General features: G+C 36.2%; 16 protein-coding genes and 5 pseudogenes. 4 read left to right on the forward strand and 17 right to left on the reverse strand.

Annotated elements, in window-relative coordinates; translation table 11 throughout:
- Positions 1-420: 420 nt before the first annotated feature.
- From ASG31_RS17530 to ASG31_RS17610, 16 genes and pseudogenes are all read right to left on the reverse strand, one after another.
- Positions 421-753: a hypothetical protein gene (locus ASG31_RS17530; protein WP_056035901.1), complete on the reverse strand. Its 333-nt coding sequence runs from the start codon at positions 751-753 to the stop codon at positions 421-423.
- A 2-nt stretch (positions 754-755) separates the two neighbouring features.
- Positions 756-1,100, reverse strand: a pseudogene (locus ASG31_RS18815) (hypothetical protein); the annotation flags it as partial.
- A 165-nt stretch (positions 1,101-1,265) separates the two neighbouring features.
- Positions 1,266-1,769 (reverse strand): hypothetical protein, encoded by a 504-nt coding sequence (locus tag ASG31_RS17535; RefSeq protein ID WP_056035904.1) that lies wholly within the window; start codon positions 1,767-1,769, stop codon positions 1,266-1,268.
- A 375-nt stretch (positions 1,770-2,144) separates the two neighbouring features.
- A complete protein-coding gene (locus tag ASG31_RS17540; protein ID WP_056035907.1) occupies positions 2,145-2,594 on the reverse strand; it encodes a hypothetical protein in 450 nt (149 codons plus the stop codon).
- A 181-nt stretch (positions 2,595-2,775) separates the two neighbouring features.
- Positions 2,776-3,480, reverse strand: a complete 705-nt coding sequence (locus ASG31_RS17545; RefSeq protein ID WP_131725579.1) for a hypothetical protein — start codon at positions 3,478-3,480, stop codon at positions 2,776-2,778.
- Complete coding sequence (locus ASG31_RS17550; protein ID WP_056035913.1) at positions 3,477-5,915, reverse strand: HET-C-related protein; 2,439 nt, start codon at positions 5,913-5,915, stop codon at positions 3,477-3,479. The genes ASG31_RS17545 and ASG31_RS17550 overlap by 4 nt, the downstream gene beginning before the upstream one ends.
- 266 nt (positions 5,916-6,181) lie before the next feature.
- A pseudogene (locus tag ASG31_RS19200) lies at positions 6,182-6,577 on the reverse strand (bacteriophage T4 gp5 trimerisation domain-containing protein); the annotation flags it as partial.
- Between the two features lie 40 nt (positions 6,578-6,617).
- Positions 6,618-7,034, reverse strand: a pseudogene (locus ASG31_RS18995) (phage baseplate assembly protein V); the annotation flags it as partial.
- 413 nt (positions 7,035-7,447) lie between these two features.
- Entirely contained in the window at positions 7,448-8,020 is a 573-nt protein-coding gene (locus ASG31_RS17570) for a hypothetical protein (RefSeq protein WP_131725581.1), read from the reverse strand.
- Positions 8,021-8,030: 10 nt separating this feature from the next.
- On the reverse strand, positions 8,031-10,673 hold the full coding sequence (locus tag ASG31_RS17575; RefSeq protein WP_056035928.1) for a hypothetical protein: 2,643 nt from the start codon (positions 10,671-10,673) through the stop codon (positions 8,031-8,033).
- 237 nt (positions 10,674-10,910) lie between these two features.
- Positions 10,911-11,131 (reverse strand): annotated as a pseudogene (locus ASG31_RS19205) (bacteriophage T4 gp5 trimerisation domain-containing protein); the annotation flags it as partial.
- A 121-nt stretch (positions 11,132-11,252) separates the two neighbouring features.
- Positions 11,253-13,151 (reverse strand): annotated as a pseudogene (locus tag ASG31_RS19210) (phage baseplate assembly protein V); the annotation flags it as partial.
- A gap of 182 nt (positions 13,152-13,333) precedes the next feature.
- Entirely contained in the window at positions 13,334-13,738 is a 405-nt protein-coding gene (tssD, locus tag ASG31_RS17595) for a type VI secretion system tube protein TssD (RefSeq protein WP_056035938.1), read from the reverse strand.
- 365 nt (positions 13,739-14,103) lie between these two features.
- Positions 14,104-14,508, reverse strand: a complete 405-nt coding sequence (gene tssD / locus ASG31_RS17600) for a type VI secretion system tube protein TssD (protein ID WP_056035940.1) — start codon at positions 14,506-14,508, stop codon at positions 14,104-14,106.
- 141 nt (positions 14,509-14,649) lie between these two features.
- Positions 14,650-15,519 carry a lytic transglycosylase domain-containing protein gene (locus ASG31_RS17605; protein WP_056035943.1) on the reverse strand — a complete coding sequence of 290 codons (870 nt, stop codon included), beginning with the start codon at positions 15,517-15,519 and terminating at the stop codon, positions 14,650-14,652.
- 23 nt (positions 15,520-15,542) lie between these two features.
- Entirely contained in the window at positions 15,543-18,035 is a 2,493-nt protein-coding gene (locus tag ASG31_RS17610) for an ATP-dependent Clp protease ATP-binding subunit (protein WP_056035946.1), read from the reverse strand.
- A 160-nt stretch (positions 18,036-18,195) separates the two neighbouring features.
- Between ASG31_RS17610 and ASG31_RS17615 the strand changes: the two genes are divergently transcribed.
- Positions 18,196-18,924 carry a hypothetical protein gene (locus tag ASG31_RS17615; RefSeq protein ID WP_056035948.1) on the forward strand — a complete coding sequence of 243 codons (729 nt, stop codon included), beginning with the start codon at positions 18,196-18,198 and terminating at the stop codon, positions 18,922-18,924.
- A gap of 91 nt (positions 18,925-19,015) precedes the next feature.
- Here ASG31_RS17615 and hemB read toward each other — a convergent pair whose 3' ends face one another.
- Complete coding sequence (gene hemB / locus ASG31_RS17620) at positions 19,016-20,005, reverse strand: porphobilinogen synthase (protein ID WP_056035951.1); 990 nt, start codon at positions 20,003-20,005, stop codon at positions 19,016-19,018.
- Between the two features lie 118 nt (positions 20,006-20,123).
- Between hemB and ASG31_RS17625 the strand changes: the two genes are divergently transcribed.
- From ASG31_RS17625 to ASG31_RS17635, 3 genes are all read left to right on the forward strand, one after another.
- Positions 20,124-20,474, forward strand: a complete 351-nt coding sequence (locus tag ASG31_RS17625; protein ID WP_056035954.1) for a T9SS type A sorting domain-containing protein — start codon at positions 20,124-20,126, stop codon at positions 20,472-20,474.
- 102 nt (positions 20,475-20,576) lie between these two features.
- Entirely contained in the window at positions 20,577-21,488 is a 912-nt protein-coding gene (locus ASG31_RS17630; protein WP_056035955.1) for an ABC transporter ATP-binding protein, read from the forward strand.
- Positions 21,489-21,573: 85 nt separating this feature from the next.
- Positions 21,574-22,884, forward strand: coding sequence for an ABC transporter permease (locus ASG31_RS17635; RefSeq protein WP_056035959.1), 1,311 nt, complete (start codon positions 21,574-21,576; stop codon positions 22,882-22,884).
- Positions 22,885-22,897 lie beyond the last annotated feature (13 nt).

The raw sequence follows: 22,897 nt of genomic DNA on the forward strand, positions 1-22,897 counted from the left end.
AACAGGAACTGTGAAATCGGGTTTTGGTAAAAATCCTGTATCGGCTGCAATGCCCTGAAAACTTCCGCTGTAGTGACCAATCGTGTCAATCTCATGCGTYGTTTCAGTGATCATTATTTTGGTAAAATAARAACTTTCGTTGCTGTCAATTTTTSTCATCTGAATATCTGCGATGCAGCCCGGATGAAGAAAAGGARCAGTAGTTTTYSCTGAAACTACAAGGACATTCACCGCCTCACTTCATGAGGTGCTTTTTTGTGAATATTCAACACCAAGATTGGTTGCTTTAATTACAGTTACTTTCAGAGAAGACCTAACAAAAATATTATTATTGTGAATGTAGGCTTTCTTATTAAAACGAAAAGCTGAAATTTCTAATACTATTTTTTAGTTTTCCAAACAGATATTATTATGAAATGCCTACTGGACATTGATGAACAGAGTATCTTTTTTTCCCTCAACAAAAGAATAATTCATTTTCTCACCATGCTGATTCCAAAAGGTTTTGATAGTATCTACCGGTTTGTTACCAGAATAGACTATTAAATCATTTATAGAACTTTTTTCTTTTTCAAGTTTAAAGTAACCTTTGTTATCAGTGTAAGTACATTTATTTGTATTTATTTCACAGACCTTGATATTGGCTAAAGGTTTTTTCTCTCTACTGAAAATTAATCCTTCGTAAAATTTTGGTACGGAATTGCAAGAATTTAAAAAAAATATTAAAAAAATATTCAAGAAGTTTCCACTCATAATTATCTTATTTTTAATTTAGTTAACCATATTAAACTAAGAACATCTTTTTCGGCTGCTGACATTCTTTTCCTTTCTGAAATTGGTATATAATTATTGTAGTAAGGCATTATATCTATTTCACCAGTGCCGGGATAATTTGTTGAACTATTACTATTGTCTTGGGTTACCACATTTACGCTTCCTTTATGTCCGTATGAATACACTGTTCCTCCATAAGATTTGAGTATCTCATGACCAACTTCGTGTGCAGAAGTTTCTTTAAATTCTATATCTTCATTATTTTCACTTTCGTAATTCCAGCCATTAGAGTATTTTATGTACCCTACATTATAACAGACTGCTTCNTGCAGAAGTTTCTTTAAATTCTATATCTTCATTATTTTCACTTTCGTAATTCCAGCCATTAGAGTATTTTATGTACCCTACATTATAACAGACTGCTTCAATGCAAAAATGATCTGACTCTCTGTAATTCTGCTCTTTTTCATTAGATTTTTCTTTGTTTAAAATTAATTATTTCTCGAAAAATCTCTACGTTTAATTGATCCTATTTTTTGGGAGAAGGTCAAGAAGGTCCCAGAAGTTTGGCGAAACATAATATGATGAAAATTCTTTTTTTCTTCTTCTCTTTGTTGTTGGGGATTATTTTTTGCTCCATAATTACTGAAATAACCATTGGTTTCTTCTTCTGGCCCCTGTTCAACTTTGCCGTTCATATTGGCATCTATATAACTGATGGGTTCTAAATCTTTTGATTCTCTTTCTTTATTAATTTCCGATATTTTCATCCCTTTTTTTACTTCGGCTCCTTCTATATTAAGCGGTTTTGTATAGATGGTAAAAGGATATTCATAGTTTTTGGGATTTTTATCAGTGTTCATGTAATATCCTTCAGCAAAATCCAAGACTCCTTCTTCTGCTAAAGGACTTTCTAAATTCATAAAAAAAATATGGAGTTCATCAATATCCTCACTGTCATCTGATTGTGAAATATGAATCCCTAATTTATCCATACATATATACTTTTAAAAGGTCTTCTACTATACTTACCAAAATCTTCACCCATTCTTCCACAGGTTCTCCAAAAGGTAAATCCTGACCTTATAGGTTATTTTTTGTTCACTAATATAAAAATCGGTTGCTGTCATAGGTTCTTTTTTGGTTTGATATTGCAGCAACACAATCATAAATAGGAAAAGTAGGATGAAGCGTTTCATTAAAATAGTTTAAAATTTCACTCATTAATACTGAAAATACTCTTGCCCTTTATCTTGTACAATTCTAATATATTCCACCTCTCCGGAAGTTTGGCGAAACATAATATGATAAAAAGCTGTTTTTAATTTTTCTTGTGGAGTTTGTGAACCATTTCCATAATTGCTAAAGTATCAATTAGAGTCGGTTGTAAGAGCACCACCCTCGTGTTTCGAATTCCTATCGGCATCGACATAACTGATGGGTTCTAAATCTCTTGATTCTCTCTCTTCGTTGATATCCGATATTTTCATCCCAATTTTTACTTCAGCACCTTCAACATTAATTGGTTTTTTATAAATGGTAAAAGGGTATACGTAGTTTTTCGGATCTTTGTCTGTTTTCATATAAAATCCTTCAGCATAATCTAATACCCCTTCTTCCGCCAAGGGACTTTCCAAATTCATAAAGAAAAGATGAAGCTCTCCAATTGGTGTGGATAGTGCTTCTTTAGCAATTTCTTCATCTGTTTCTTTATTAAATGAAGGTCTATCTCCCCATGCAACTTGCACAGAAATTCCTAATTGATCCCATACATAAACGCTCGTTTGAAATACTCTATCATATTTTCCAAAAATCTTCACCCATTCTTCTACAGGTTTACCAAAAGGTAAATCTTGGTTTTTGTAAGTTATTTTTTGTCACTTATATAAAAATCGGTTGTTGGCATAGGTTCTTTTTTGGTTTGACATTGGAGCAACACAATCATTAATAGGAAAAGTAGGATGAAGCGTTTCATTAAAATAGTTTAAGATTCTTTACCGATTAATACTTAAAATATTCCTGCCCCTTATCTTGTACAATTCTAATATATTCTACTTCCCCAGAAGTTTGGCGAAACATAATATGATAAAAATTCTTTTTTTCTTCTTCTCTTTGTTGTTGGGGATTATTTTTTGCACCATAATTACTGAAATAACCGTTGGCTTCTTCTTCTGGCCCCTGTTCAACTTTGCCGTTCATATTGGCATCTATATAACTGATGGGTTCTAAATCTTTTGATTCTCTTTCTTTATTTATTTCCGATATTTTCATCCCTTGTTTTACTTCAGCACCTTCAACATTAATAGGTTTTGTATAGATGGTATAAGGATATTCATAGTTTTTGGGATTTTTATCAGTGTTCATGTAATATCCTTCAGCAAAATCCAATACCCCTTCTTCAGCTAAGGGACTATCCAGATTCATAAAGAAAATATGGAGTTCATCAATATCTTCACTTTCATCTGATTCTGAAATATGAATCCCTAATTTATCCCATACATATATACTTTTAAAAGGTCTTCTGCTATACTTACCAAAAATCTTCACCCAATCTTCCACAGGTTTTCCAAAAGGTAAATCTTGGTTTTTGTAAGTTATTTTTTGTTCACTTATATAAAAATCGGTTGTTGGCATAGGTTCGTTTTTGGTTTGACATTGTAATAATAAACTCATTAGAAAAAATAATATAATAATTTGTTTCATCATTGAAAATATTTTAAAATTTCTTGGATTTTCTCGTTGCTTATTACCCTTTGGGTTACTTTGTGGGCGTGATCATATATAGTGGCACTTTGGATTCTCTTAATAATGTCTGTATTTTTATAATTAGAGGATGCCCAGCCTTTTACCACTACATCTGCCCAAGTCGCATTATTATACATTGGGTGTATGGTATATTTATTTGTAACATATTTAACTAAAGCCTCTCCTGTAGGGTCATTTCCTGTTTTCCATATTTTCAAGACGCGTTCTGCTACATCTTTTACTGCGATTTTAGCCAATTGTGATGCAATAGGATTAAGAGGGTGGTTGGTGGCATCTTTGGCAATTTGAGTATGGGTAGGATTATTGCCGTAATTTTTGTTACTATTGTGCGTTTGCTCTTCTTTTGTATCTTCATCTACAGAGCTTAAGAATAAATTGAAACCAATATTTGTGAAAGTTTTCAAACTATCTCCCATGTAACTCATTCCTTTGTCTAACACCGTTCCTATTTTACCCATCCATCCTATTGCTGCTGATTTTTGATCGATTAAATATAAATAAGTATTATACATAGAAAGCCATTCGGAGGTTTTCATTCCCATGTAGACAGGATCTGTTTCTAAACCATCGGATTGCTGCCCTGTAGAAAGATCTTCTAAAGTAGTAAGTATGAATGCGTCTTCAAAGGTTCGGTCTCCCGATTTTCTTTGTTCATATTTTTGTATTCCTACAGGGAACATTTTATCTCCTACCTTAGGCAAAACACTTGCTGCAGTATCATCTTTCAAAAATTTGCCAGTCACTATTGGGATTGTTTTATAATCTTTCCCCTGCATTCCTTCTACCCAAGGATAAACAAGCTGAAGATCTTTTCCTAAAGCGCTATTTTTATCCTGATGAAGAAGCTGTTGCCCAACCTTTATAAGTGAAAGTTCTACAAAATTTGAATGGGAGAAATAATCTTCTAACACATGAAAAGCAGCTCCCAAATGACGGAAACCATCTTTGTTTTTACCATATTGTACTGCCAACTGCAACTGCTGACTCATATAAGTATCTGAAGAAGGTCTATCTGGTATATCATTATCTATGATAAACCTTTTCATATTAAATGTAGGATTGATCTCTAAAGATTTTGCCAATTCCCCTTTATATAAATTCAAAGTGGTTTTTTGCCCTTTAGCATATTCATATTGAAAAGAAATACTTAAGCTACTAAAATCTTCTAATTGTTTTGGATTATCTATGTGTTCTTCGGGACGATAAATTCCTAAAATATCTTTCGTAAGATTGCCATAGATTTTCCTAAAATCTTCCAGATGCGTTCTATAATCATGTACAAATTTATTCTCTTCCCCAAACATAAATTCTTTAGTTGCCAAAATTTCCAGAATCTTTATCCACGCATCATGCGATAGTTTGTAAGGATTGCTTTTGAGCAAATCATTCAGATGTTTGGTATTGGTCTGTTTTATTTTATCGATATCCTGTTTTTCCAAACGTACAGTACTCTCCAGTACCACCTGCGAATAATCTCGTAGCCAATTGCCATAATATATTTGTTTAACTTCTGTATCATTAAGCTCTTTATTTTTAACAAGTTCTCCTAAAGCCTCCCTTTCAATACCGCCATGCATTCCTGCTTCAAAACCTGCCCCAAAGCCATCTTCGTCTTCGTCGGGGTTTGCATCGTATTGTTTTTCTTCGTTTACGTACTTTTTAATTTGAGTGTGTATGGTAGAAAAATCAATAATTAAATCTCCAGTATATTTTGGTGTTTCTGCCCTCGCATAATTGAGAAAGCTTTCATTAATAATATCAAAATTGAATAAAGCATAAGCGAATTTTGCACCTTCATCAATGTAATCAGTATCTTTTTTTCCTTTGTTTGCTAATTCGGTTCTTAAAAGGTTATCGATATGATGTCCGTATTCTTCCACCAACATCGCCATAAGTTCTGCACGAGCATCATTATCATTTACAGCCAAATCCACGGTGTGCTCCCACACCAATATTTTTTTTTGGTGATTGCTGTAGTTAGCTTTTCTCCCGTTTACAGGTAAGTGTGTAACTATAATTTCGGGAGATGTTATAGATTTATCGCTTAAACCTCTATATAATTTACTTAAAGCTGAAGCTTCAATTTCTTCACCAAAAACACCAATCATAAAACACATAAAAGGTATCTCATCTAATTCTTTAGCTAACGAAGATAATTGATCATGAGCATAGGTACTTACTAACTTGTATTTACTTTCAACAATGCTTAGGGGTGGAGGAACATATTTCTCCGGTTCTCCATAACTCACACCTCCTTCTTTGCCGATCTGGATTACATTACTTCCAATATTCTCGATATCATCTTTTGAATACCGTTTGTAATCTCCACCAATAACTTTTGTAATATTTCCCTTTACAATTCTCGTTCTGCTCATGGGGATAACTGTTTAGAAATTATTACTCTTTTCAGAGCTATTATTTTTTACAATTTTATCAGAATGCTGCTCATTCGTTCCCGTACTTTGGGTTACAATCTTCCCATCACTAACCTCATTCCTCTCCATCTTTGTCTCACTATGCACATCCCCCTCAATCATCTCCGTCAGTTTTCCCGTAATAAACATACTCGTATCTCCCAACACAGAAGTCATTTTCATCGCACCCACACTTTGCATGGCATTCATTCCAATACTCTGGCTTNGCTTCTGAACCTTTGGAAACTTCCACCAAACATGTTCTTCTTTGTCTCACTATGCACATCACCCTCAATCATCTCCGTCAGTTTTCCCGTAATAAACATACTCGTATCTCCCAACACAGAAGTCATTTTCATCGCACCCACACTTTGCATGGCATTCATTCCAATACTCTGGCTTCTGTTCATGCCAATGGTGTCAGACTGGTCTCTACCTACCGTGGTTGTCATGTTTTCGGCAACATTAATAAACATATTCTTACAGTTCAAAGTCATTGTCTCAGGTGCCGTAATATTGATATTGCTTCCAGTCGTATCCAGATGAATTTCATTACCGCTTTTATCTGTAATAATAATACTTTCATCTTCCGTAAAGACCACTTTATGCCCGCTTCTGGTCATAATGGATTTCACTCTGTTATCAGCAAAACCGCCTAAAGCNAATTTCATTACCGCTTTTATCTGTAATAATAATACTTTCATCTTCCGTAAAGACCACTTTATGCCCGCTTCTGGTCATAATGGATTTCACTCTGTTATCAGCAAAACCGCCTAAAGCTGTRCCYCCRTGGAACATTCCTCCCATTACGAAAGGTCGGTCTGGATGGTTGTGTACGAAATTGACCATCACCTGATCACCGACTTCGGGWATAGCCACGTAACCTCTGTTTTGAGTTACCTGATCTGTTCCGCCGGCATCGGGACTCATCATTTGGAACATTCCTCCCATTACGAAAGGTCGGTCTGGATGGTTGTGTACGAAATTGACCATCACCTGATCACCGACTTCGGGTATAGCCACGTAACCTCTGTTTTGCGTAACTTGGTCCATTCCGGCTGCATCGGTACTCAGCAAACGTTTAGGAGAAATTGAATCTTGTTTGAGTTATTAAGAAACTGTTCACTTTTAAAAGTAAAATCCAATGTTTCTGTTATTCAATAAATATTTTGGATTGTGCTTGAACGTCTCTAATCTGATTAAAAATAAACGATTTATATTCTGCCTGTTCTTCTTTTTCTTCGATATAATTTATGGCTCTTCCTAGTTCTTCACCCTCGATGTATTTTACCTTTACTGTAATATTGTCTTTAAAATCTTTATTAAAAATTAATTACACATGCAAAACATTATTCTCGTCTTGTACAATCTTGCCAACTTCTACTCCCTTTCCTTTTTTTCTTCTTGAACAAAAGCATAAAGTTGCATACAAAACGAATAAAAAAATAAATCCTAAAATAGCGAACAATATAATAACTTCTATCATAACACAATTATTTCTGTTTATTTATTTCTTCTAATTGCTTTTTAATATCCTCCGGAAACCAAAGTAAAACAGGGTTTTGTTTATATTGTTCATACACTTCATCAGGATTTAGAAAAGTTTCTGGAAGATTAAGTTCTTTGAGTTTTGCTTGAAAATCCGATTCTTTGTCTAATTTAACCAAAGCAGAATCTTCAATTTTGACTCCTTTTCTAAGATCAATTATATACCAATATTCTACTATATTATAATTAGAGTCAGATTCATTTATTTCGGATGCCTTATGTCCATAAATATAATATTTATTAACATTAAAACTATTGATATTATAAACGCCTATCTCTCCAAATCTATTAAACCCTGTCGATAACTCCCAGTCTTTACTTCCTTGCAGCTTAATTAATTGAAAAGGTTTGATTAAAGGAACCATTGTATAATCCCAGCCACTGTCTGACCAATAAAATTTATCAATATTTGCTTCTTCATAGGGTCTTTCAGGGAATAGCTTGTCTTTCATTTTTTTTGTTTTTTGACAACTTATTAAAATTACTGTACATAATGTTAATAAAAATATTTTTTTCATACTATTTTTTTTAATTTCCAAATGGAAATGCGGTTCTGTTATATAAATCCATTCTATTATATTCCTGCCTCAAAGAATCTTGTTTTTGTTGCATATTATCCAACATTTTTTTAATTTTTTTATCAAAATTAGCTTTCCATTCGATTTCTTCCCTTGTGTATTTATTACTCCAGTTTGCAATTACTTTCATCAAGTCATTCCCTCCAGCAATGTCATGATAAAGAAAACCTGTAATAATGTTTACAACGTCATATTCTATACTTCTTGAACCGTTTTCAGAGGCTCGCAAATCAAATGTATCTTCAAATGAATGAAAAATTTTCACATTTCCATTTTTAAATACTTCTGCTCTTGATGAAACACTAGCACTTCTGATTAGCCAAGTAAGTTCATTAGCCGCTACTTTCCATGTATCTCTATATTTAGCACTAAATGGATTTTTAAATTGATCTAACATATCTCCGTTTGCTCTTTTTCCTCCAAACTGCAATCCTTTTTTTCCATCATACACGTACTTAAAATCTTCTTTTAAATATCTGGAATCTTGTAATATTTGAGAAGCAATAAAATTTTCTCTTTCTACTAAAGCTGAATCTTTAGTTAATTTTTGAGCAAGTTTACTATCATTTGTTATAATTACCTCTCCACTTTGTAGCATAGAATAAATTCCTGCTTCAAAAAGATTATCTATGTTTCCATCTGTAAAACCAATAGATTTTGCCAGACTTTGTCTTGCACCGTGTGCCCAGCCGGAGCCGTTATATTCTTTGTCACCTCTTGCCCAATCTACAATACTGGTATACCAATGGTTTTCAACTTTCAGTTCTTCTTTGGCTTGATTTATCCATTTTTTAATCCCCGCAGTATTGGCAATGCTGGTTTTTACCAATAGAGATTTACCTTTACCCTCTACAAAAGCTTTTTCTTCTTGTCTCTTTTGATCTAAGCTTGCGCCAGAAGAGTAATCTAATCTGTAAAACAAATCTTTTCCGGTTTCTTTTACTCTATCCCAAATCGTTTGATTTTGATACTGATCCCAATCTGAAAGTACACCTTGGTTAAACATCAAACCGACAGGGGCAAAATGTGCCTGCAATTCCATATTATGAACTTTTTCAAAAGCGATTAATGCATTGAGCTTAAGACGGTACAATTCACTTTTCATGTAAAGAGATTTTTTTACCCCTTCTGCTTTTGAAATAGCTTGATCTAAAATCGTGTGAAACCAATCCGGCAAAACCTGGCTGATTATAGGGATTTTATATTTTGCCGGTTCATATTTTTTAGAAGGATTAGCAACTGTAGAATCGCGATAGGTTTTATACTGATAATATGTTTTCCAGTATGTTTTTACGCATTGTCTAAATGTTGGAGCACTTTCATTGATGCTTCCATTTGGGTTAAAGGCTTTATCCAAGAGTCTTTTTGGGAAATGATAGCCTTCTTCTTCGAAGAATCCTTCCGGAGCATCTTTCTTCACGTACATCCAACTTGCAAACTGTAGATTATCTTTTTCGTTACAAGCATTTTTCACATTAGGAATATCTCCCATTCTCGTAACAAACAAGGCCCTATCATTGGGAAAAGTAAATTGTACCGCCCTATCAATAAGTCCTCCCCAAGAATTATCTCCCAAGAGTTCGTTCATCTTCTCATAAATACCTTGATTTTGATATAATTTTTCTTTGGTAAAAATATCACCTATCCATTCTAAAACCCATTCTTTAATAAAATCTTCAAAATAATAATTTTTGAATTGCGTGTAATCTTCTCCATAAAGTCCCTGAGGCTGATGAGTGCCTAAAAACATGATGTTGATTGGAATCTCTTCCCAACCCATTTCATAAGCATAATAAATAATTCCGAGTGCTGTTCCTGCAGCAATAGCAGCACCTTGACTGTGCCCTACAACAGTGATCGGCTTGTAATCTGGAGAATAACTAGCAATTCCTGGGTTTTGCTCTTTCTGATTTTCTATAACTGACTTTTCTTTGATATTCCATTTTCTTTTAGCCCAAGCATAACCTTGTGCGATACCATGTTCTACCCTATGTGCACCTGATGACTGTAAACCATGTGAACCATTAATGAAATGAGCATTTCCCTGAGCATGAAAATACTCTTTGAAAATCTGAGAATATCTTTTTTTTGTGACATTATCATACCCCTCCCAATATCCTTCAAACTTTTCTTTTGCTGCGAAAATCCAACGATAATTTTCAGTTGACTCATAATTAGGATCACTATACAAAGTACCTCCTCCTTGCCTATTATCCATCTCTAGCTCACCATTAGTATAGAAATCAATATTATCTGTAATCCGCTTTTCATTCATATTTGCACCTCGAAATGGATTTTGAGCGGGATCATCGGGAACTTTATCCATAATTACATTTAAATATGAGCCTGGATTTTTCTTAGGACTGCTTAAATAGCCATTGCAAAAAATAACATCACCGCTTAAAATTGGTACTGTAAAATTGAGAATAGGGGGTTTAGGTCGATCTTCATTTATCCCATAACTCACTCCACTTTCGTTACCAACTTGTATTACTTTAGAACCGATATTTTCAATATTATCATTAGAATATCTTTTATAATTTCCGCCTACAACTTTCGTAATATTTCCCTTTACAATTCTTGTTCTGCTCATGGAGATAACTGTTTAGAAATTATTACTCTTTTCAGAGCTATTATTTTTTACAATCTTATCAGAATGCTGCTCATTCGTTCCCGCACTTTGGGTCACAATCTTCCCATCACTAACCTCATTCCTCTCCATCTTTGTCTCACTATGCACATCACCCTCAATCATCTCCGTCAGTTTTCCCGTAATAAACATACTCGTATCTCCCAACACAGAAGTCATTTTCATCGCACCCACACTTTNCTATGCACATCACCCTCAATCATCTCCGTCAGTTTTCCCGTAATAAACATACTCGTATCTCCCAACACAGAAGTCATTTTCATCGCACCCACACTTTGCGTGGCATTCATTCCAATACTCTGGCTTCTGTTCATGCCAATGGTGTCAGACTGGTCTCTACCTACAGTGGTTGTCATATTTTCGGCAACATTAATAAACATATTCTTACAGTTCAAAGTCATCGTCTCAGGTGCCGTAATATTGATATTGCTTCCCGTTGTATCCAGATGAATTTCATTACCGCTTTTATCTGTAATAATAATACTTTCATCTTCCGTAAAGACCACTTTATGCCCGCTTCTNATATTGCTTCCCGTTGTATCCAGATGAATTTCATTACCGCTTTTATCTGTAATAATAATACTTTCATCTTCCGTAAAGACCACTTTATGCCCGCTTCTCGTCATAATAGATTTCACTCTGTTATCAGCAAAACCGCCTAAAGCWGTRCCYCCRTGGAACATTCCTCCCATTACGAAAGGTCGGTCTGGATGGTTGTGYACGAAATTGACCATCACCTGATCACCGACTTCGGGWATAGCCACGTAACCTCTGTTTTGAGTTACCTGATCTGTTCCGCCGGCATCGGGACTCATCATTCTTATGAAATTGGTGGTGTCATTCATCTGCCAGTCAAATCTCAGCCTGAAAAATTACCTCTCCTCCCGTATATAGCATTGCGAGGTAAATCATTGGTAAGAAAATCAAATAGCCACGTAACCTCTGTTTTGAGTTACCTGATCTGTTCCGCCGGCATCGGGACTCATCATTCTTATGAAATTGGTGGTGTCATTCATCTGCCAGTCAAATCTCACCTGCACTCGACCCTGCCCTTCAGGATCGGTGTTTGAAATCACTGTGGCAATCTGGGGCTGGGCAACAGGAACTGTGAAATCGGGTTTTGGTAAAAATCCTGTATCGGCTGCAATGCCCTGAAAACTTCCGCTGTAGTGACCAATCGTGTCAATCTCATGCGTTACTGCGACCCAGATTTAAACAGGGAAGTTTATAATAGGCAACAGGAACTGTGAAATCGGGTTTTGGTAAAAATCCTGTATCGGCTGCAATGCCCTGAAAACTTCCGCTGTAGTGACCAATCGTGTCAATCTCATGCGTTGTTTCAGTGATCATTATTTTGGTAAAATAAGAACTTTCGTTGCTGTCAATTTTTCTCATCTGAATATCTGCGATGCAGCCCGGATGAAGAAAAGGAACAGTAGTTTTTGCTGAAACTGAAAATACATTTACAGCGTCACTTCCCGACGTACTTCTCTGTGAATATTCCACATCCAGATTCGTGGTGGCTTTGATTGGAGCTACCTGTAATGCTGGTGTTTTGAATATAGAATCATTGTGCTGATAGGCCGTTTTTGCCAAATCACCAACGTGCTGCACCGGCGTTGCACCAGAAGTCAATTTTTCATTCTTACTGCTGTTGTAGCCGTAGTACTGTGGTTTTGTATGCAAAGCTTTTAATTCAACTTCTACATCCTGAGCACTGCTTCCATAAATCAGTTTTACAGGGGAGTTCTGTGCAGGGAGTTTCCCAAAATGCAACACTTCACCGTCATAATAAAACTGTTCACCATAAGCTTCAGCCATTCGAGCCAAATAATTATAATGAGTTTCGTTATACTGGCTGCTGTAGACAATCTGCGAGTAATCGTTGGTATCGATTCTCACATCAAATTTACTTTTGTCTAAACCTTGTTGAATGACCTCATCAGCGATAATACCTATGCTTGCAGACTTTCCGCCTCCAAAACTCTGAATATGAGGCGCACCATCCAGTAAAATTGTCGGACTGAAACCTTTCAATACAATATTTCCAAGGCTCATCTGTTCCTGACTGAAAGAAACTCCTGTAATTACGCCAACAAATGTTCTTTCAGGGCTGTTTTGTACATCTTTATAAGAAATTACAGCGGTTAATCTTTTTCCTAAAAACTCATGGGCATCTTCCAAAGTGTGGGTCTGTCTTCCTCCTAAAGCATCATGAGCAAGGGTAATTTTAAATTCATGATGGCGGTTGGCACTTTGTTTAAGACTGAAATGCTTGTAATATCGGATCACTTTACCATCAATAACCAGAGAAAGTTTTACAAGACGGTTGATACCGGTATGCTGATGGGCAGATATATTTTCGGCGTTTTGGGACGGACGGAAACCGCTCCCGTTTCTGTTTTCCGGATTTGTAGTCATAATATTGTGATTGTGTGATAATAAAGGTAATTATTTATCGGCAACTTTAAAAAATTATGCAGCAACAATTTTAAGTTTTAAAAAAATTTAACATAATTATCAATCCTAAGACAAAAAAGACTGCCTATAAAAATGGCAGTCTCCGTTCCCTTAATAACTATAAAACTCTGATGATTTATATTTTATGCAGACGGCCAAAGACCTTCGTAGGCAGAATTACCATAATTGATCTGCTCTGCACTGATAACGAAACTGATGTACATTGAGTTCTCGTCTGTACCGTCAAAATCTACTTCGTGCTGAATTACATATCCGTTTTCCCAGTTTAAAGTGATTAATGTTCCTTCTTCATGAGATTTGTTGAAAGTAATTTCCCCAGTGGTTGGCTTGTATTTTCCGTTGAGTAAAGACTCCAGAATGTCTGATTTTTCTGTAGCTTCTACAGTCACTCTGATTAAAGCGTTGGAAGGATCTGATGCTACTCTACCCGAAACGTCCGTTGATCTCGAAACGCTGTAATTCAGCTTTAATAATTTTTGTCCTTCGCCTCCGTTGAATTTTAAGATTCCTCTTGAATTAAGTGCCATAACGTAATTTTTTTAAAATTAATACTTTGTGATTTGTTGTTTTTGGTATTCCAAAGATAGAACCACATTTTTAAAAATTAATCCTGAAAATCGATTATCTCAGATTTTGTAGTAGTTCTACGATTTTGTGTAGTAGTTCTACGACTGGCGATTCAAGATTTAAAATTTAAAATTCCAGATGCGAGGTTCGAGGTTAGGGATGCGGGATGCGGGATTGAAAAATGTATACTATGGTAAAGAAAAAGGTATCTTTCAGTTTTGTGAAGATTGGGATTAATTGAAAATGATTTAACATAAAAAAAAGACTGTCAAAATAAATTGACAGCCCTGCTTTTGTATACATTAATACTGAAAAGATGGGTTTTCTAGCTTGTTGGCCAAAGACCTTCGTAAGCAGAATTGCCGTAGTTAATTTTCTCTGCACTCACGACAAAGCTGATGTACATCGAATTTTCATCTGTTGCATCAAAATCCACTTCATGCTGAATAACAAAACCGTTTTCCCAGTTTAAAGTAATTAATGTTCCTTCTTCGTGAGATTTGTTGAAAGTAATTTCCCCAGTGGTTGGCTTGTATTTTCCGTTGAGTAAAGACTCCAGAATGTCAGATTTTTCCGTTGCTTCCACTGTTAATCTGATGATTGCATTGGATGGGTCTGAAGCTACTCTACCGGAAACATCCGTTGATCTCGAAACGCTGTAGTTCAGCTTTAGTAATTTCTGTCCTTCTCCTCCGTTGAATTTTAAGATTCCTCTTGAATTAAGTGCCATAGCGTAAATTTTTTTAAATGAAACTTGTGATTTTTATTTTTCGTATTCCAAAGGTAAAACGCCTTATCAGGATTTTCAAATATTTTAAATGAAATTTTAAAAAGTGTAGTAGAACTACGATTTGATGTCATAAAACTACGATTATTTTACACTTTTTTTGGAAGACTCTCTCACAGATCTACCTAAAATCCTGTTCTTTTTTAAAAGAAAATCAGGCATCAGATCAGTGGGCAGATTCAGAAAACCTTCACCTTCCTCCTGCAGCTGTTTTTCCAGCTCAGGATTCCAACTGATAAGTTGAGAATATTCTATGTTCAGTTCTTCCGCAACAATTTTCAGATTAAATCCTGCATTGATTTCTGTTTCTGTAAGTGATGAAAAAGTTTTTCCGCTTCCGCTGCCATCCAGAAATACTTTTTTCATTCTCGAATTATTGTAATCGGTGAGTACAGCATTCAGTTCTCCGGTAGCAAAACAGGCGTTAAGATATTTTTTAACATGATTAACGGTTTCAGTCGGCAGATATTTTGAAAACACATGATACTGAGTAGAACCTGCATTTCTCATGGCTTTGGCAATGTTTCCCTCGCCACAATTGTACGCAGCGACAACCGTTACCCAATTGTTATATTTTCGGTAAAGATCTGAAAGCGAAATCGCTGCTGTTTTTGTACTTCGGTATAAATCATTCCGCTGTGCTTCTGTGAGACCGTACTGATTAGCGTGTGCACTCATAAACTGCCAAACGCCCACTGCGCCGGCACTTGAAGTGATGTTTCTGTTGAAATTGGATTCAATCAAAGCTAAATTTCGCAAATGTCTCGGCAACCCTTTTTCCACCATTGAATATTCGATGAATTCAACAATCTCTTTATTGGAACTGATGATATTCTGATATTTTCTCACACTGCTTTCGGAAGTATCCGAAGCATTTAAAAACTGTGAAAAACCCGATTGCGAAATGCCTGCAGTAAAAATTACAGTCAACAAAATTTTAAATCCCGTTTTCATCGGATGTGCATTTTCAAAATTATTTAATTAACTGTCCAGACTATTTTTTCGTCTTTAGAATTCCAGTCTACATTGAGGGTATGTCCGGCTTTTACCTCTTCTCTTACGATCATTTTTGAAATGGGTCTTGCGAGTTGAGAGCGGATTACTCCGGAAATCTGTCTTGCCCCATATTTACTGCTGAAACCACCTAAAGCCAAACCTTTCACAGCTTCATCAGAAATTTTCAGACTCATCCCCAATCTTAATAAAGAATTGTGAAGTGATTTTAGCTGAATATTGAAAATTCTTTCAGCCATCGATTCTGTAATCGGTGCAAAAGGAATAATTTCTGTAATTCTTGCCAAAAATTCCGGTCTGAAACGTCCTGAATTCGACATGATCTGCATCAGAGATTTTGATTCAGGAATTTTGCCTTCTTCAAACTGTTTTACAATTTCTTCACTACCAATATTTGATGTAAATAAGATTAAAGCGTTGCTGAAATCGCCCTCCTTCCCAAGTTTGTCATGTACTTTTCCTTCATCCATAATTTGCAGGAAAACATCAAAAACAGAGTGATGCGCTTTTTCAATTTCATCAAATAAAACAACAGTATAAGGCTGCTGTCTGATTTTATTGACCAACATTCCACCTTCTTCGTAACCAACGTAACCCGGAGGCGCACCGTATAAAAGTGCCGCAGAATGTTCTTCTTTAAATTCAGACATATCAAAACGAACCATCGCTTTTTCGTCATTAAAAAGAAGTTCTGCCATCGATTTTGCGAGCTCCGTTTTTCCTGTTCCGGTAGGACCCAAAAGGAAGAATGAACCGATGGGCTGACCCGGTTTGTTTAATCCGCTTCGGTTTTCCACGATGGCATCTGAAAGGATTTTCAGCGCATGATCCTGACCAACGACTCTGTTCATCAGAAGACCTTCCATATTCAGAAGTTTCTCCTTTTCCTGAGCCTGAATTTTGCCAATCGGAATGCTGGTTTTTGCAGCCATAACCGCAGCCAGTTCCAGACGGCCTACTTTTTCTCTTTTCACGGCGGCATGCTCAAGAAGTTCGGCAAACGTCTGCTCAATAATCTTTTGAATTTCCTCTACAGCCATAGAATTGTCAATCTGCGGCTGCTCACTCAATGAACCCCACAAAATCGGACTTATTTTATCTCTCAATAAATTATAATTCCAGATTAATTCGTCGGCTTTATCTTTTTCGTCAATATATTCTTCCGTTAAAATCTGATCGTAGATTGTTTTCCAGCTTTCCAGTTCTTTTTCTGAAAGCTCGTCAAGCATTTTGATGGCAGCCATCGTTCTGTCTAAAAGATCAATTGCGGCATCAGGCAGTTTTTTACCTTTAGAATAGCGTTTTGCCAAACGTACACATTCCGGAAGAGCAGTTTTATCAACTTCAATTCCGTGGTGTTTTTTGTAACCGTCCAGAAGAACATCAATCATTTTAACACAGGTTTTTTCATCAGGTTCCAAAACGGTTAAAACTTCAAACCTTCTGTTGAAAGCCTGTTCGGGCTCTATAATTTTTCTGTATTCCTCCTGAGTGGTTGCTCCGATGACGGTGATTTCGCCTCGTGCCAATTCAGGTTTCAGAATATTTCCGATATTTCCGATGCTTCCTTTCGGATCGAGAAGCGCGTGGATTTCATCAATAAATAAAACTGCTTTTTCAATTTTCTTGCATTCATTGATTACTTTTTTCAGACGGTCTTCAATTTCGCCTTTATAAGAAGTTCCTGCGAGCAAAGCGCCGGTGTCCAGCTCCAAAAGTGTAGCATTTTTAAGCATTTCCGGAACATTTCCTTTGATTATTTCCGTTGCGAAACCTTCTACCAACGCGGTTTTTCCAACGCCGGGCTCACCGATGATAATGACGTTAGGTTTAGTTCTTCTACAAAGAATTTCGACCAACATTCTGAGTTCCTTATCACGGCCGATGATGTTTTCAATTTCGCCGTTTCGGGCCTGTGCTGTCCGGTCTACACAATAATTTTTAATGGATGGAAACGAATTATCCGAATGACTGCTGCCATTTAATAAAGAAGAAAAATCGCCGTTATCGATAGTTTCGTAAGGAGTATCTTTTCGGTATAAATTAAATATTTCATGCTCCCTCAACGGAAGCGATTTTAATTGCTGAAGCGAAAATGAAACTTCCGGCTTTACGATTGCCGTGAGAATGCAGATGGGTGAAATTTCATCAAGACCTAATTTAAGTCTGATATCGTCTGCCTCGTCCAGTAACCGATCTACAGAATCTCCCTCCTTTACTTCAGAAGGCAAATGAGAAGTTTTGGGATATTCTTCAAGACGCACATCTGCCCATTCGTAAAAATATCCGGGATCTTTATCAATGTTTTTTAAAAATTCATTCAGACCAATATCTTTGTGCATTAAAGCCTGCAGAATATGAGGACCGTCGTAAGTTGCGTTATAATTTTCTCTGGCGATAGACTGCGCAATATGAAACAATTGTTTTACAGTCTCGTTGGTAACAAGTACTCCCATTTATTTTCGAAATTAATATTTGTGACGTTAAAATTTGGTTGAACTAAAATAAGTTTTTTTCGCCAATGCATGAAATTTAATTTTAAATATTTCATTTAATTAATAATCCCTCGTTGCTGAAAATTTATCTATTTTTACTGTAACCAAAAAACTAATTTTTATGCAAAACAATCAACAGCTTACCGAACTTCTCGCCCTTGATCTGGGAACTTCAATAATCAACAGGCTTCCGTATGCAAAGGAGGTTTTTAAATGGCAGGACATTGATCTACTTCCCCATTCTTCTGAAGACACGATGCTCTGTGAAATTTATGAGAGAAACGGAAGAAACTGGCGTACTACCAACAATAATCTGATCGGATATTTATTTGCCGGCGAAGAATTGGAAAGGGTTAAAAACCATTTAAAAGAGGTAAAGAAATTCTCCGCAATGATTCCCGATTTTCAGTTTAATAAAGACAGTATGCTGGATTTTGGACTTTCGCTGCCATCTTTATTTAATATTGATGTGAAAGGCGATCTGAAAAACGCAAAAGATTTTACAATCAAAGTGAGCAACGTAACCAAATCCCGCATCACCAACATTGATGTTCCCGGAATTGAGATTTTAAGAAAATACTCTCAGTTTACACAAGATGAATCGAAAGCTTACAGAAAAAATGTAAAGTTTAATTTTCTTAGTACCGCACTTTTCTATGCTGAAAGTGTTGAAATAAATCTGGAAAAAGATAGCGGAGTGAACTTAGACGTAAGTTTCAGCACTCAGAATGTGGAAGTTCAGACCAATGTAGATACTGAAACCAAAAAGAACTTTGTCTTAAAATATACCGGAAATCAGTCTCCTTTTGCTGCAAAATTTGTGAGAGGGAAAGATTTTGATATCCTTTAAATATTTTCTAAAATTCTCGCAGATTTTACTGATTAAGCGGATAAAAAATTTAAAATCTGCTGATCATCAAAATCTGCGAGAGTATTTTAAATTATTTATTCAAAAGCATTGCTGCTTCTTTTGCAAAATAGGTGAAAATCATATCTGCGCCCGCTCTTTTAAAGCAGGTGAGGCTTTCGATGATGGTTTTATCATTATCCAGCCAGCCGTTCTGGGCAGCGGCTTTTACCATAGCATATTCACCGCTTACGTTGTAGACTGCGATGGGAAGGTCGATTGCCTCACGTACTTTGGCAACAATATCCAGATATGGAAGCCCCGGTTTAATCATGATAATATCTGCTCCTTCATCCACATCCTTGAAGACTTCATTCAAAGCTTCCCTTGAATTATGAAAATCCATCTGATAAGTTTTTTTATCCTTCGGAATTTCGCCCATCTCCTTCGGAGCACTGTCCAGAGCACTTCTGAAAGGTCCGTAGAATGAACTCGCATATTTTGCGGCATAGCTTAAAATCCCGACATCATGAAAGCCACTTTCCTCCAATGCTTCCCTGATGGTCAACACTCTGCCATCCATCATGTCACTCGGCGCAACAATATCTGCACCGGCTTCAGCATGTGAAACTGACATTCTTGCAAGAGCATCGTTGGTGGCATCATTGATTATTTTCCCATTCTCAATAATCCCGTCGTGACCGTAGATAGAATAAGGATCTAAAGCTACATCAGGCATTACAATCATTTGCGGAACAGCATCTTTTATTTCCTTTATGGTTTGCTGCATCAATCCGTCTCTGTTCCATGCTTCTTTTCCGGTGTTGTCTTTGAGATGATCGGAAACTTTCATATAAAGATTCACTGCTTTTACTCCGAGTGAAAAAAGTTCTTTACATTCCTTCACCGTAAGATCAATGCTGCGTCTGAAAATCCCAGGCATTGAAGCAATCGCTTCTTCTTTATTCTCTCCCTCCATCACAAAAACCGGCATTACAAAATCATTTACCGAAAGGTGGCTTTCCCTTACCAGACTGCGCACGGCCTCAGTAGATCTGAGCCTTCTGTTTCTTGAATATATCATTATTTGGAATACTTTTTGAAATATTGATACAAATTTAATACTTCTGATGCAAAAAGATGTTGCACAGTAGAAAGTAATTTAATACTTTTGTTAGAGTTTATATGCAAAAATGCGTTTAATGAGAAAAATTTTACTAATTATACTATTTACAGGCAGCTTTTTAGGGTTTTCAAATCAAATGAAAGCACAATTGAGAGAGCCTTCCTCCGTATCACAGAAATCTGACGACGGAATTTTGACGGCATATCCAAATCCGGCAAAAGACTTTTTGATGGTAAAGGCAAAGGATGCCAACTTAAAAATCAAAAACGTTACCTTTTACTCGATTATGGGAACTCAGGTGGCAAGCTATAATATTAACGCCAACAAGGGCGAAATCAATATCGGAAATATCAGACCCGGAAAATACATGATTCGTTACATACTGAGCGACAACACTCAGAAAGTAACGCAAATCGTTAAACAATAAAATCTACTCAATCCTGATAATCATCAGGATTTTTTTTTGCCCTTTATTCTGAGTTAATTATTCCGTAACTTTCGGCTTCTAATTTATTTCTAAAAATTTCTCATGTTAAAAGCTGAGCATATTATAAAGACCTACGATTCGGGAAAAAAAATCGCACTGGACGATTTCAGTATCTCGGTTCCCAAAGGCAGCATTTACGGACTTCTCGGTCCCAACGGTGCAGGAAAAACATCTTTTATTCGCATCATCAATCAGATCACCAAAGCAGATTCGGGTGACATTCATATTGATGGGGAAAAACTCAATCCTTCACACATCAGAAACATCGGCTATATGCCTGAAGAACGTGGTTTATACAAAAACATGAGCATCGGCGATCAGATTCTTTATTTCGGGGAATTGAAGGGAATGTCTAAAAATGACGCGCTTTCTGAAGCTAAGAAATGGTTTGAAAAACTTCACATCGACCAGTGGTGGAAGAAAAAACTGACGGAACTTTCCAAAGGAATGGCTCAAAAAATTCAATTTGTGGTGACGGTTTTGCACAGACCCAATCTTTTGATTCTGGATGAACCATTTTCCGGTTTTGACCCAGTGAATGCCAATTTAATTAAAGATCAAATAATAGATTTAAAGAACAATGGGACAACCATTATTCTTTCCACCCACAGAATGGAAAGCGTGGAAGAAATGTGCGATTATGTGGCTTTGATCAATAATTCAAAAAAAATAATCGACGGAAGAGTTTTTGAAGTTCGGGAAAAATTCAAGAAGAATATTTTTGCCGTAAAACTTTCTGAAGTGAAACAGGAGAATTTCAATTTATTTAAAGAAAAATTTGAGGTTTTAAATCTGAAAAGTGAACACAGCCTTACGACGTTTGATATTAAAAATAATATTTCGCAAAACGAACTCATCACCGAAGTTTTGAAAACAGGAAACATCAGGACTTTCGAGGAGAAAATTCCAAGTATGAATGAGGTATTCATCAGTGCAGTCTCGAATAATGGGTGATAATTTATAAATGATGATTCATAAACAATCAAAGATTAGACATTAAGCATCAAACTTCCAGCACCCAACCTTTTAATAAAAATCTATGAACAATATCATCTTAATAACCAAAAGAGAATTTCTAACGCAGGTGAAGAAAAAATCTTTTGTTGTACTTACTCTTTTGGCTCCAATCCTGCTTTTGGCTTTTGGAGCAGTCATCGGACTGATGTTTAAAGCTAATGAATCCCACACGAAAATTGAAGTGGTAGACAACAGCGGACTGTTTAAAAATGCATTGAAATCAGACGATAAAATCAATTACAATTTTATCACAGACGCAAATCCGGAAAAGAAAATTAAGTCTCTGAAGAAAAGTGAGGCGACTGACGGAATTTTGATTTTACCTCAGCTCAACAGTTCTGATTATGCAGGTTTTGAAAAAAACACACAGCTTTTGCTCAACACAAAAATTGGTTTTGACACCAAAAAAATGATTGCTTCAGACATCAATGAAATTCTCAAAAAAGAAAAGATAAAAAAACTCGGTATTCAGAATTCCCAACTGGAAGATTTGGATAAAAGATTTTCGCTTACCACCATCAATCTGACGAACGATGATAAAGAAGATTCTGACATGGCTTTCGGTGTGAAAAGCGTTCTCAGTATGCTTTTGATGTACGTTACGTTTATGTTTATCATCATTTACGGCGTTCGTGTAATGCGAAGCGTTTTGGAAGAGAAAAACAACCGTGTGGTGGAAATTATCATTTCGTCTGTGAAGCCATTTGAGCTGATGATGGGAAAAATTTTAGGTGTAACACTTGTTGCTCTTACCCAATTTCTTGTATGGATTACGATGTCAGTTATTGGCGCATTGGTTTTAAACACAGGCTTTTCGTCCATTCAAAAAAATATTCCCGGGGCTGATGAAGAGATGGCTTCAAAGTTTGACATTGTTGAAATGGGAACTCAGATTTCCCACAGTCTTCTGGAGCTGAATTTCCCATTAATTATTTTCGTTTTCATTGTGTTTTTCCTTTTGGGATATATGTTTTACAGCTCGATTTACGCAGCTGTAGGTTCGGCGGTAGACAATGAAACAGAAACGCAGCAATTCACCATTTTTGCCATCCTTCCGCTGATGTTGGGAATGTACGGAAGCTTTTCTGTGATGAATAATCCTGACGGGCCGCTTGGTTTCTGGCTGTCGATTATTCCGTTTACTTCTCCGGTGGCTATGATTGCGAGAATTCCGTTTGGGGTTCCGGCGTGGCAGATTGCACTTTCAATTTTTCTGCTTTTGGCGACGACCATTTTTATGATTTTTGTTGCAGGAAAAATTTACAGAGTCGGAATTTTAATGTACGGAAATAAGGCGAGTCTGAAGGAGATCTGGAAGTGGATTAAAGAGTAGTTTGAAAGGGAAA

Source organism: Chryseobacterium sp. Leaf404 (assembly GCF_001424145.1).
In the GTDB taxonomy this organism is placed as follows: Bacteria; Bacteroidota; Bacteroidia; order Flavobacteriales; family Weeksellaceae; genus Chryseobacterium.

Excerpts from the sequence above, each read along its gene's own strand:
- ASG31_RS17530 (WP_056035901.1), bottom strand. The coding sequence starts at position 753 with ATGAGTGGAAACTTCTTGAATATTTTTTTAATATTTTTTTTAAATTCT.
- ASG31_RS17535 (WP_056035904.1), bottom strand. The coding sequence starts at position 1,769 with ATGGATAAATTAGGGATTCATATTTCACAATCAGATGACAGTGAGGAT.
- ASG31_RS17545 (WP_131725579.1), bottom strand. The coding sequence starts at position 3,480 with ATGATGAAACAAATTATTATATTATTTTTTCTAATGAGTTTATTATTA.
- ASG31_RS17550 (WP_056035913.1), bottom strand. The coding sequence starts at position 5,915 with ATGAGCAGAACGAGAATTGTAAAGGGAAATATTACAAAAGTTATTGGT.
- ASG31_RS17570 (WP_131725581.1), bottom strand. The coding sequence starts at position 8,020 with ATGAAAAAAATATTTTTATTAACATTATGTACAGTAATTTTAATAAGT.
- ASG31_RS17575 (WP_056035928.1), bottom strand. The coding sequence starts at position 10,673 with ATGAGCAGAACAAGAATTGTAAAGGGAAATATTACGAAAGTTGTAGGC.
- tssD (WP_056035938.1), bottom strand. The coding sequence starts at position 13,738 with ATGGCACTTAATTCAAGAGGAATCTTAAAATTCAACGGAGGCGAAGGA.
- tssD (WP_056035940.1), bottom strand. The coding sequence starts at position 14,508 with ATGGCACTTAATTCAAGAGGAATCTTAAAATTCAACGGAGGAGAAGGA.
- ASG31_RS17605 (WP_056035943.1), bottom strand. The coding sequence starts at position 15,519 with ATGAAAACGGGATTTAAAATTTTGTTGACTGTAATTTTTACTGCAGGC.
- ASG31_RS17610 (WP_056035946.1), bottom strand. The coding sequence starts at position 18,035 with ATGGGAGTACTTGTTACCAACGAGACTGTAAAACAATTGTTTCATATT.
- ASG31_RS17615 (WP_056035948.1), top strand. The coding sequence starts at position 18,196 with ATGCAAAACAATCAACAGCTTACCGAACTTCTCGCCCTTGATCTGGGA.
- hemB (WP_056035951.1), bottom strand. The coding sequence starts at position 20,005 with ATGATATATTCAAGAAACAGAAGGCTCAGATCTACTGAGGCCGTGCGC.
- ASG31_RS17625 (WP_056035954.1), top strand. The coding sequence starts at position 20,124 with ATGAGAAAAATTTTACTAATTATACTATTTACAGGCAGCTTTTTAGGG.
- ASG31_RS17630 (WP_056035955.1), top strand. The coding sequence starts at position 20,577 with ATGTTAAAAGCTGAGCATATTATAAAGACCTACGATTCGGGAAAAAAA.
- ASG31_RS17635 (WP_056035959.1), top strand. The coding sequence starts at position 21,574 with ATGAACAATATCATCTTAATAACCAAAAGAGAATTTCTAACGCAGGTG.